Below are 12,663 nucleotides of genomic sequence, written 5' to 3'. Positions count from 1 at the left end.
TTAACTTATATTCAAAGGAAACCATCCAAAAGAATACTGTATCAACTTGTTTTGATTGAAGAAATAAAAAAACATACACGACCGGAATAAAAAAATAACAATCGAAGGATATCAAGAGAGTTAAAAATATTTGGCTTTTATGCGGAGATTGGTCTGGAATTCTGATTTTCAATATTTCTATTACTTATGAACAAATTCGTGCTAAGTTTAAGCTGTGATAATTAATCATATAAGTTATAATAACAAAAAACACTCCGATATGGAATGGCTTTTATAATTTGATTTGGCTCACTAGCAAGATGCTCGCCCCAGCTAGTCCGTGCATATGCTTAAAAACAGCTGACCTTGTTGCGGTCTGCTTTGTAAGCTAAGGTAAAGAAGAAACTCAAATCCATCTACCAAAATGCTGTAAACTCTCTTTATCTGCTAAACAGTCTATAAGATTTCGCATTGATTGATTTTCCTGTCTTAATATTTTATTTTCATCAAACATGATTTCTGAATCAAAATATCTGGTGTGGTCTACAGGAAACAATCTTTTTCCAGTATTCATTTTAGTTTCCAAGAATAAGTCTTCATTCTTTTTGTAAAATCTGTACATAGTGCTTTTACTTGCTTTGGTGCTTACAATAAATTTCTTTAAATTCTCATATTTCATTTCTTGGGTTTGTTAGTATCTCGTTATTTAGTAGATACAAGAACTCTATACAAGGAGGTTAGTCAAGCATCTTTACAATAAATACTAACGAATCTCCAAAAGTGTAGCTTTTTGGCACTTTTTTTTCAAAAATATTTTTTTGGATGATTAAATAAGTGTTCCAAAATGAAACACTGTTCTGGGAAGATTCAAAACTTACAGAATTTTTGATTGAAACATCGACTGGTATCATTTGAAGTTGGGTACATAAATTGTAACGGGGGAGGTAATTTGACAATAAAAATCTTGGTATTTGGCATCGAAATAGCCGATACAGGGAGGGGAGCATTCAAAAATGTGGATTAGTTTTTTTTTAATGGCTTATCTAGCGGAAGCAGGAGCATGTACCTTTAAAATTAAACCTTTTGGTACACTAAACATTGCTATAAAATCAAAAGCCACTCCGTAATTATGGAATGGCTTTATTGATTCTCTTTGTGAGTATAAATTATAAAAGTTTATGCTATCGGATTTAATAACTTGAAATCTTTTTCTCAATAAAATTACCTTTTACAAATCTATATTTTTCGATTTTATTTTTTTTAATAACATCAAATAATTTAATTTCACTATCATATTCATATTTTAGTTGCTCAACCATCGATACAGAGTAATAGGAGCTAATAACAAGTTTTAATTTAAATTCCTCTTCTGGCATATTATGGCTCCTATCTAGTAAATCGAATGCGTATATTAATTCTTTAGATTTTATCTTTTCAATGTTCTTCGGATTGATTTTTTTATCAAATGTTTTCACAATATCAAGTGATAACGAATCTGAGCTTACTAATATATCTTTTTTATAATCTAAATTCTCTTGATTTTTAAGCACATTTAAAGTATCTCGTAACCAACTTTTAAAAACAATTTCGTTTTTATTCTGTTGAGTGATATTTTTTTCTTCTTTGTATTTACAATTAATAAAAGTCAAAATACACACACCTCCAATTACTATTTTTTTTAGCATATCCATAAGTTTATTAATTAAATCTTTTATCGCTTTGTTTTTTTTCTCCTCTACCAGTAGCTAATTTAGTGTAAAGGGTATTACCAATTATTTTAGTTGCTGATATTTGAAAACCTGATTTTTTATAGGTAAATGCAGAAACATCAACACCACCATTATTTTCTTTTTTATATGTTGATAGTAATGATTTTGAACCTTCACTCCAGCTATAACTTCTATGACTATTATCCCATTTACTAGATATTAAATCAATACCATCCCAACTATTAGCCCCCCCACTATAATCACTAAATCCAGAAATGCCTTGAGATTTCCCTATAGCATTTATTGCTGCTCCCATGGCAAATTTGGAATTTTTATCTCCTAAGCCCATAAATGATGTATAGTTATCTTGAGTTGCTCCTTGAGCAAATTTATTATCATACATTACAACATCATCTAGGGTAGGGAGCTGTGTTGAGCCTCCTGCATCAATAAAATTCATAGTTACATTACCAATAGCATAAGATTCATCTTTACTTCCTCCAGATTCTGCATGAATAACAGAAGCAAATGCAAGTAATATTTCATTTGTTACTCCTTTCAATTCAGTAGATTTGTAAATTTTTGTCTTTCCTCCACCAATAGGTTTGTAATCTCCATCATTTACCACATGTACTTTTTTATCATCAACGTCGTCATTACCTAACCAATCACCATCATTCGTATAATAATCACCATCTAACATTCCGTCAGGGTCAATCTTTAGAATAGGATTGTTTTGTACATAATTATATGGTGATAACCAATTACGTTCTTCAGCCATTGGGTCTAAATTCATAAATCTACCAAGTGCAGGGTCATAGTTACGTGCTCCATAATCATACAAATTCAGCTGATTCCCTCCAACACTCTCGTCTTGGAACTCTTTCCCATTGTACTTATATTTTTGTCCAGTACTGTTTCCTTTTCCAAGAGCTACGCCTTCATTATAACCATACTGCTTTAACCCAAAAGGATAATAGTTGTTCTCCTCTATAAGCTCCAGATTGGTGACACTGCCGTCATCATTGGCATCGCCATAGCTCAGGCGTATATTCCCCAAATGATCTTTGTACTGGTAAATATAACTAAAAATTCCTGAACTGTGGGCCACATACCCTTCTGGATGAGGGAAGAATTTCAGGTCGTTGTTCTCGTATTGGTATCCATTTGCATAATCGGTAATGATAGTCCCCACAGTTTTGCGCTGTTTCACTCCAGTGGCATCATACACATAACTGATCACACCGCCAGAAAGTGTAATATCCGTAGGCAGGTTCAGGTAATTGTAGACTATAGGGGTTGTTATCCCTTTATTGAGATCGGTTTTCATATTGCCGTTACTGTCATAAGTATATTGTACAGCTGCCGTGCTTCCACTTTTAAATCCTTCGGTACTTGTTGTCACGGCCTCTTCCATCTTGATCAGTTTGTTGCTTGAAGTATCATAGATATATACCAGATTATCAATAGCCCCGAAGGTGCCTGTACCACGAACTGTGTTTCCATTTCGGGTAAGTCCCTTTATATTTCCGTTTCTATCATAAGTCGGATTCTCGTTATACCTTCCTGCATTATCCGTGGCAAAAGTCAACCTGTTTAACGGATCGTACTGATAATTATAGTTCCTTAGACTGGTATCACTGCCGGCTGTCCTCCAGAAAGTCTGGCTGATGTTTCCATTGAATAATCCTATACCGCCAGTAGAGGGAACAGGAACATCATAACTGATCTTAAAGGCAAACAAATCTGTACCTATTGAATTTACATCATTGATGCCCTTGAGCCATCCCCTTATATTATAGCTGTAATCGATATTCTGCAGACGGTTCTGGCTGGTTTTTCCACCAACGGATTTAACCACAAGCTGTCCCAGATCATCATAGGTATTCGAGGCGATGATCTCAGTTGTCTGGCTGTTTATTTTCTGTTTCTGTGCCAGGAGCCTTCCTGCATGGTCATAAGTAAAACCATCCACCACTGTGGTGGTCACACCTGCCCTTAGGTGTGTGTTTGTTGTTTCTAAGACCTTGCCTGTAAAATCAAGACTGCTCTTTACAGTACCGGTAATCCCCAGATAATCGTTGTAATTGTAATTGTAAACAGGTCTGCCCTTTACATCATAATAAATCACATTGGTTATCCATTTGACAGCTCCCGACACCAACACCCTTACCTTGCTTCCCGTAGAAAGCCCTTTTGCTGTACTTATTGGGGTAATGCCATAAGAGACAACAGCCGAAGGCAGGGGGGCAATCAAATCAAAACCGTAAATATCATAATAGTTAACCGTATATAAATTGAAACCCGAATTAGGAAAAGAAGCATTGCTGTAATAAGCCGTAGCATCCCCGATTGTGGTGACTCCCTGACGCAGCTCATTCAAAGCAGCCACGCTTGCGTTGGCCAGATCCTGGAGGGCTTTTCGGGTGATGGCGTTTGTATATTCCCCCGTATAGACAGGCCTGCTAAAGGCATCGTACTTGGTCAAAAGCCATTTATTAGTCGCTCTTTGATTGGCATCCTGGGTCAGGATTGGCCTGTCCAGTTTGTCATAAACTATATATTCCCATTCCTTTCCAGGGAGTTTCTTCTCCACCAAGCGGTTGCGATGGTCGTATTTATAACGATAACATAAATTATTGAGGGTCGTATCGTCAAAAGCACCGTTTGCCAAAGGAGGAAGTACATAACTCAGGTTGCCATACTGATCATAAACATAATAGGTGTCGTGTGGAGTGCCGTTGTAAGTTCTCTTTAGTACCACACGACCTTCCTTGTCCTTAAACTCCTCGGTTGTCCTGTCCTGGCCCGATACCCAGTTCTCGTCTTTTGTTACTGTTTTATATAATTGGCCCAAGCCATAATTGGTAGTTTGTGTTATAGAAGGCTGGTAAAGTCCCAAAGTAGACATATTATCAGCGCTTACCGCCATAAACAGTTTCACCTCCGTAGCACCATTGGCCTGATACTCCAGCTTTACTTCATGACCGGAAGAAGCGGCCGTTTTCCAGCTGTTTCCTGGTGCAGCCTGTTTCAGCACGCGGTTCAGCGGGGAAGCCTCGAATGTTTTCTCGCTGAAATAATTGATTGTGTTCTCATATTTTGGCGTATTATACAGACTTGCAAGAGCCGTAAGAGGGCTGGCTTGTATAAGCCCCGAGGTATTGGATGCAGCGTAAGGAAGAAACTCTTTGTCCTGTCTGCCGAATGCATCATAGTCTACATGGGTGACAACGTCTGCCGATTCAAATCCTTTTATCAGTCCTGATATAGAAGCTTCGAGTCCTGGTGTACTCGGATCAGTATCATCCATTTTTTGAAGAACAGGATTGTAAAAATACTGGCTTACATTGACATCGGTTGAATAAAATAAATAGCTCCTGAATGAAGCACTCTCAGTAGTACTGCTCCATTTAAAATCAGTACTTTTTCCTTGTCCTTGACCTTGTAGTGATACTTTATTCCCTGCCATGTCATAAACGCCACTTATTCCTGAATCACCACCTGTATAAGTTGAAGGGTGAATCATTCCAACCATTAAATACCATGTGTCAAGTGCGGGAAGATTGCCATACCAAAAGTATGGATTATTATCAGCGCTACCATCCAATTTTACTACATTTTTTGTGCCATGATAGGTAATCCCGTTTTGACCACCAGTACGCTTGACCCAAACTGCATATCGATAAGCCTTTGTTTTATCAATAGGAATATCCGTCGTATTCCATCCCCCATCATTATCACTGGCAGCATCATTGACACAACGCCATAAACGGTCCGTCTTTCCAAACGGATTTACCCCATCTATTCTAACATTCTCTACAGCTCCTCCATTAACATTAAAAAAAGGTACGCTTCCACTACCCAATGTCCAGTTATTTTTCCAGTCCAATAAATTATTGTCCAATTTATTGGAACCGCCATTTATAACTACAGTCTGTTTTGGACGGCCCAGACCATCAAAATAATTGATGCTTCTTTGGATATCAATCTTGGAAAGCGTATTGTAGTTGCCACTCTGAATCGCTCTCTGAGGAACTTCCGTGTAAATGAAATTTTCATTGCTGAACTGTTGGGCTCGGGTAAACAAACCAGCAAACAATAACAATATCGATATATATTTTTTCATAAAATCTTATTAATTAATATTTAATTTAGGAGCCTTTTACAAAACATGTGCTGCATTGCTAAATAAAATTATTTTTTTAATAATCCAGCATCTCCAAAAACCCCATTAAAACTCATTGTCAAAGTATCAATCAATTAGTCCTGTCGTGTAGCGCATTGTATTGTTATCACTTCAGAGCCTACTTTTGTAAAAGTCCCTGAACGCGTTATTGTGGGCGTCGAAGGATTAGTACTGGATTCAACATAAATATTGGCTAAGACGCCTCGCACTGAACTTGTTATGGTTAAAGTTCTGGAATGTTGTATAACATCATTGATCTCGACATAAAACGTATCTCCAGCTGTTAGAGTACCAGTGGATGTCCCAGAGGTCGATCTTGATAAATACCATGTGTTATTTTTATAAAGAGTACAGCTTCCCGATAACCTGTCAAAAACCAAACTGCAGGCATCCGTTGCTAATGCCGCTGTTGTACTCATAGACACAGAAAGACATAGGGCGCCATCTACCGAGCCTTTGGTTGCTAATACCTGAATGGAATAAGCCGTTGAAGCTGCTAATCCTGATAGAGATCCCGATGTAGTATTCACAGTACCCATATAATTACCGTTTTGGTAGATCTTATAGTCAGTTACACCGGAAACTGCTGTCCATGAAAAATTCAGAGTTGACGCAGTGGCACTGGTTAAAACTAATCCCGTCGGAACACCCGGCAATGTACTCATAGATAAAGAGGAGCATAGAGCACTGTCTACAACGCCGTTCGAGGCCGATACCTGAACCGAATATGACGTTAAGGCATTTAATTGAGATAATGATCCTGTGGTGGTAGTTACCGAACCCATAAGCTCTCCACCTTTATATATTTTGTAAGACGTAGCTCCCGGAACCGCCGTCCATGAAAAATTTATCGTTGAGGCCGTCGCACTGGTAAAGGTTAATCCAGTCGGAGCGGCCAACGGTGTACTGCAAGTCCCTGTAGCATTTGCAAAACTTTGACCATTGGCCGTTATCTCAGCAGAAGCCAGGGCATCTGCAGCTGCTTGCGAAACAGTCGATGAATAAATGCCTGCAGGAACAGAATACACAACAGATGATCCTACTGAGCCGGCAGCACAAGCCTGTTTAGTAAAACTCTGGCTCTTAAATACATTCTTATAAGTGGTTACCGTAGCGGTTCCTATATTGCAGTCTGTCTGTTGTCCCAGATAATTATAGCAATATCTTTGCAACACATTTGAATTCTGGTCCTTTACAAATTGCAAACGATTGAAATTGTCATACTCGTAATAAGTTACCAAACCCTTGGGATCTGTAATGGTTTTTATACCAACCAAGGGAACATAGGTATATGTTGTCACCATCGCACTAGTTAAAAGGGTCCGCAAATTGTTTATCGTAGTCAAATTAGTCTCACTGTAAGTATCCAATACAGCAGTCGTTACTCCTAAAGCAGTCGCAATTTGTGAATAGGTCGCATTCTCTATCTTTGCTATTGGTTGTTCTTTGCTATAACCCCAGAAATAAACAATATGAGAACCATCAGTTAACGATATTTCTTTTACATTGCCATTATCATAATAACCATAATATTGAATACGACTTTCCAAAATACCTGTTCCTTTTGAATACTGAATAAATTCCGGGAGGATATTCTCATTTCCCCAATCTTTATATAAATTCTTTGTGGTGCTGAGAACTTTTAATGGCTGAGTCTGATTTTCCTTGAAAGATTTTGTTTCTTCGATAACCGGCGCTATTATATTCTTAACAACCATTTGATTATAAGGACTCTGAGCCGCCAAATCTTTCGGGTATTTATATTGAAAGTTAGAAATACTACCGTTACTGGCGCTACTTGTTTTTTGGGTTACAAATAAATCATCATTGTATACATATTCTTCTTTTGATTTAATTCCTGTTGCTCCTGAATATTCAATCGTCACAGTACTATCAAGTTTTTGGCTTAACTGTTGGATATCATAATTGTAAAAATTAAAAGCACCGGATTTTCTGTTGCTAGCACTTGAACTGTAATTTACAAGGGGCGAACAATAAAACCCTTTTAAATTTTGTTTCAACGAATGTTTGTAGCTCTTCATTATGCTCTTGACTTTGTCCCCTGAAACGTTATAAAAATTAGTTTCTTTTTCAAAAATATTACCGAAAATTACATCATAATAAAATATACTTAAAGGATTAGAATAGAAACTATAATTCCATGGAAAATATGGAGGGGAAAGTGATCGCAAATAAAGTTTGGGATAAATTTGGAGAATAGAGGTATCAAATAGGTGTTCAATTCTTCCGTTGTTTAGTATAGCATCTCCATCGTATTCAACTACCTTTGAATAAATTATAGGTCTGCCATTGATATTTATATCAACATTAGGCGAAGATGAAGCAATAAATTCATTAGTACTATAATTGCAGCCCATAGGATTCTGCACGGAATTCATAGAATGCTTTTCAAAATAGTACACATCTAAAGCTCTTGAAACTCCTGTGTAACTATATGTTCTTTTGATTTCTTTTTCATTGGTTTTATTTATGATTGATTTTACTCTCAATCCACCGACAATTTCTCCACTAGAATTTTTATTATCTTCATAAATAAAACTACGTTCCCCACCAGTAGGGAAAATAATTTTTTTCAAAACTCCTTGCTGCGCGAAAAGATAATTGCCAGATCTGTTGGCATTTCCAAACAAATTTCTTGTACCCCACATGCCTGACCAGATATAGTTATTAGGTAGTAAATTACTATTGCTTGCTCCATTATAAAACCCCCAGAAATCAATTGATGATGTATTCACCAACCATCCTGGAGAGGCATTACCTGAAACATCAATAAAAGGAAAACTAGCAGTGTTATATTCAAAATTATATTTATTAACTTTTGTATTTCCCGCATCGTAAAAACCGATTTCATCTAGTTTATACCAATATTTAGCTGACGCTGATGTTGATGCATTCTGATATTTTGTTTGATTAAACTTGAAAGTTTTCAACGGATTAACAGCTCCATTACTAAAAACTTCTATTTTATCCAACAAATGATCCGGATACAAGTTACTTTTATAACTGAACTTCACATAACCGGAATTGAATATTATTTTTGTTATTTTCTTTTGGGTATACTGATTACAATTATACTCTATTCCATCCTGAATTGAATTTTGCACACATTGATACTCTCCTGGCCCAGTATGATAAGTACCTAAAGATACATTTGTATTATATTGGACATTATATTTCTCAATAAAATTAGAATTCAACTTTCCCTTTACATCATCATATTCAAATGATATTACATCTTTCTTATTTGCTGATATTATTTCTGTTAATAGCCAAGAAGTTATTCCCGATCCTTGTTGCGAAGAATTACTTACATTCGCAAAATATTCTTTAACGATTTGAACATTATCTATAGATTTTCCAAATCGATAAGTTGTTCCGTTTTCGTCTACTATTTCATAATAATCCAAAGTACTTGCATCAATTGGATAAGATACTACTTTAATGGGTTTATAGGGAAGTAAAATCGCTTTTTTAAATTCGCTTAAAACTGTATTTCTTCCATAAACAAACTTACCGCCCTCTCCATTTGGCAAACTATATGAAAAAATATCGGGAGAGGTATCCCTGTCGTGTATAGCGATACTGGATAAGAGCGGCACATCAGCATCCTCAACCAAAACACTTGTAGAAGTGCCTTGAATATTTTCTTTTAAAGGAATCATTAAATTCCAATAATTTTCATCAGGGTATTTATTAATAGATCTATTGATAATTCCAAAAGCATTCAAATTCCACCCAAGTCCAATTACTCCGCTTTCATCATCATTTGGTTTAAATCCAGAACCATGATAACTAATTGTAATTGGAAATGAAAGGTTCCCAGAATCAACGGTGTATATTGGAATAGTTGTAGACGCCAATCCTGAAGACAAATCCATTGGATAGTCAATGTATTTCGTCATTTCACCAGCCTGAGGTGATGGTTTTATAATATCTGGAAGTTTAATAATTTGTCCTATCAAGAAAGTTGGTAGAAATAAAAACAATAGTAGATGTACTTTTTTCATATGCGATTTTAACTTTATTTAGCAAGTAATTATGTGTATTTAATAATCCAAAACTTTTCAAATTAAAAAAGCCTTACACGATTTATAAAATTAAACACTAGTTAATTTTTTTCTTATTAAACAATAAGATCAATATTAAAATCAAATATATAGTATGCAATTGTTAAATTTTTACGGGTTTCCTCATTATATCATTTTTTTTTAATCTTATTTTTTTCGGAATAAATAACTTTTTAATAGATAACTATATGCTTTATTACCCCTGGTCACTATCTTTATTCTACGTGATGCGTAATATTTTGCTGTGTGTTTCATTTCCATAAGAAAAAAAAAAGATTTTTTTTTGAAAAGAAATTAACATAGATTACTAAGTACAACTTTTCTTTATTTTTTCAATAAAAAAGATATATTTGTAAAAATTAATTTATATTTTACTTTGAAGAAAAATACATATAAAAAACTACCATCCTTCAATCTTCAGGAAATGTTGATTGTATTGGCAATCATAGGAATATTGCTTTTAATCGCCTTACCTAATTTAATGCCTTTAATAACAAAAGCAAAAAGTGTAGAGGCACAAGTGCAGCTTAAAGCTATTTATAATGCTGAAAAACAGTACTATTTCATGTATTCTAAGTACAGTCCAAATTTCACAGAAATTGATTTTGAAGCACCAAAAACTACAAAAGATAATGGTAGTGCTAACTATGTATATGAAATTATCCAATCGGATAATAACGCATTTAAAGTTAAAGCTACAGCTATTACCGATTTTAATGGAAATGGTGTTTTTAACGTTTGGGAAATTGACCAAAACGGAGTTCCAAAACAAGTGATAAACGATTAGATGTGGTACCTAAAAGCTATATTAATTGTTGTTTTTGCAATTATACTTTATCAGGATTTTAAGAATCGTTTAGTGATTTGGTTTTTATATCCTTTAGTAGGTATTTTGACGTTTACAATTCAATTATATCATACGCCGTTTACTGTTGTCATTTTAAATTCCGGAATTAATTTAACGTTTGTTACTCTTATTTTAGGAGTGAGTTATTTGTATGTCAGATATAGAAATTTAGAGTTTAAAAATACTATAGGAATTGGTGATATTTTATTTTTTGTTTTTATATCCTGTAGCTTTTCAATTTTATCTTTTTTTATTTTATTTGTTTTTGCGTTAGTTTTTTCCCTCATTCTTCATTTTATATTAAGCATTAGAAAAGAAGAAAAACAAACAGTTCCATTAGCAGGTTATATGTCCCTTTTTTTTGGCGCAATTTACGCAGTTACTTTTTGTCTTACTGATACCTTTTTATACGCCTTTTAAAATGGAACAATTCGACATTCAGATAGAGCTTCAACAGCTTGTAAAGTCAGAACAAGCTTATTATTACAGAATTATTCCTATAGGAAAAAGACAAAACACGGTTTTACTAAAAACCGATTCTGATGATATTGAAAGCTTGCAAAATGAACTTGGCATTTTACTTAGTTTTCCAGTAGAACTACAATCAGATTCAAAAGAAAACATAAATCGTTATTTAAGCACAAATTACAGAAAAACAAATAACAATAGTGTTTCAGAGATCCATTATTCGGCAGATTTTTTAGAAAAAATTGTTCTGAATGCCAAAGAAATCGGAAGCAGTGATATTCATTTTGAACCGTATGAAAAGAATGCCCGAGTTCGCTTTCGATTAGATGGTAAGCTTAAAGAACAATTTCATATTTCGGTTGAAGAATATCCTGTAATAGTAAATAAAATTAAAATAAGGGCACAACTTGATATTTCAGAAAAACGTTTACCTCAGGACGGCCGTATAACCATGGCAACCGATTATCAGGATTTTGATGTACGCGTTTCTATTTTACCAACTTTGCATGGTGAAAAAGTTGTATTGCGTATTTTGAGTAAAGACACGAATCATATTGATATTAATTCTCTAGGTTTTACACAAAAAGAATTAACAACTTATCTTGAGAATATAAAGCGACCAAACGGAATTGTTCTTATATCAGGCCCAACAGGATCTGGTAAAACAACAACTCTATATGCTACTTTAAAACAATTAAATGTACCTAACACCAATATATTAACTGTTGAAGACCCTATAGAATATACACTGGAAGGAATTAACCAAGTTCAATTAAAAGAAAATATAGGGCTCGATTTTGCAGCAACTTTGAGGACCTTTTTAAGGCAGGATCCTGACATTATTATGGTTGGAGAAATTCGTGATGTAAATACAGCAAATATGGCAATTCGTGCCGCATTAACTGGACACCTGGTTTTATCAACAATACATACTAATTCAGCTTGGGCAACGGTTTCAAGATTAATTGATATGGGAATTCCTTCTTTTCTAATAGCCAGTACTTTGAACATGAGTGTTGCACAACGATTGGTTCGTCAACTATGTAATTTCTGCAAGAAAAAAGAAGAGATTTCTTCTGCCGTCTTTCCATCCGGATCTACAGCTTCAAAAGATTTAGATTTTCATTATGTATCTGTAGGATGTGAGCATTGTTATCATACAGGGTATTCAGGTAGAAAAGCTATTTATGAGATTTTGCCTGTTGATGGTGAATTATCAAGTTTAATAAAAAACAATCAGCTTGATATTGATGCGTATTTAACTGAAAAAAATATTTTCACATTAAAACTTAATGCATTGTTATTAATTAAAGAGGGGATTACTTCTGTTGATGAAGTTTTTTCACTACTCTTATAAAATTTACATATAAAAATCTTACAGAA

At 34.7% G+C, this 12,663-nt stretch carries 7 protein-coding genes; 3 read left to right on the top strand and 4 right to left on the bottom strand.

The annotated features are described in order from the left end of the window. Positions 1-385 precede the first annotated feature (385 nt). The 4 genes from BD847_RS00135 to BD847_RS00120 all read right to left on the bottom strand — a co-directional run bounded on the left by BD847_RS00135 (position 386) and on the right by BD847_RS00120 (position 9,905). A complete protein-coding gene (locus BD847_RS00135; protein WP_244201531.1) occupies positions 386-658 on the bottom strand; it encodes a hypothetical protein in 273 nt (90 codons plus the stop codon). A gap of 511 nt (positions 659-1,169) precedes the next feature. Next, entirely contained in the window at positions 1,170-1,670 is a 501-nt protein-coding gene (locus tag BD847_RS00130) for a hypothetical protein (RefSeq protein ID WP_115886257.1), read from the bottom strand. Positions 1,671-1,677: 7 nt separating this feature from the next. Next, positions 1,678-5,817, bottom strand: a complete 4,140-nt coding sequence (locus BD847_RS00125; RefSeq protein ID WP_115886256.1) for a DUF6443 domain-containing protein — start codon at positions 5,815-5,817, stop codon at positions 1,678-1,680. 134 nt (positions 5,818-5,951) lie between these two features. Further along, a complete protein-coding gene (locus tag BD847_RS00120; protein WP_147298484.1) occupies positions 5,952-9,905 on the bottom strand; it encodes a DUF5977 domain-containing protein in 3,954 nt (1,317 codons plus the stop codon). A gap of 436 nt (positions 9,906-10,341) precedes the next feature. Here BD847_RS00120 and BD847_RS00115 point away from each other — a divergent pair, with 436 nt between their 5' ends. From BD847_RS00115 to BD847_RS00105, 3 genes are all read left to right on the top strand, one after another. Further along, positions 10,342-10,752, top strand: a complete 411-nt coding sequence (locus tag BD847_RS00115) for a type IV pilin protein (RefSeq protein WP_394336437.1) — start codon at positions 10,342-10,344, stop codon at positions 10,750-10,752. Between the two features lie 72 nt (positions 10,753-10,824). Next, positions 10,825-11,232, top strand: a complete 408-nt coding sequence (locus tag BD847_RS00110) for a general secretion pathway protein (RefSeq protein ID WP_244201530.1) — start codon at positions 10,825-10,827, stop codon at positions 11,230-11,232. 1 nt (position 11,233) lies between these two features. Beyond that, positions 11,234-12,637 carry a GspE/PulE family protein gene (locus BD847_RS00105; protein WP_115886253.1) on the top strand — a complete coding sequence of 468 codons (1,404 nt, stop codon included), beginning with the start codon at positions 11,234-11,236 and terminating at the stop codon, positions 12,635-12,637. Positions 12,638-12,663 lie beyond the last annotated feature (26 nt).

It is taken from the genome of Flavobacterium cutihirudinis (genome assembly GCF_003385895.1).
GTDB lineage: Bacteria > Bacteroidota > Bacteroidia > Flavobacteriales > Flavobacteriaceae > Flavobacterium > Flavobacterium cutihirudinis.
This window is presented reverse-complemented; position numbering and strand designations above follow the sequence as displayed.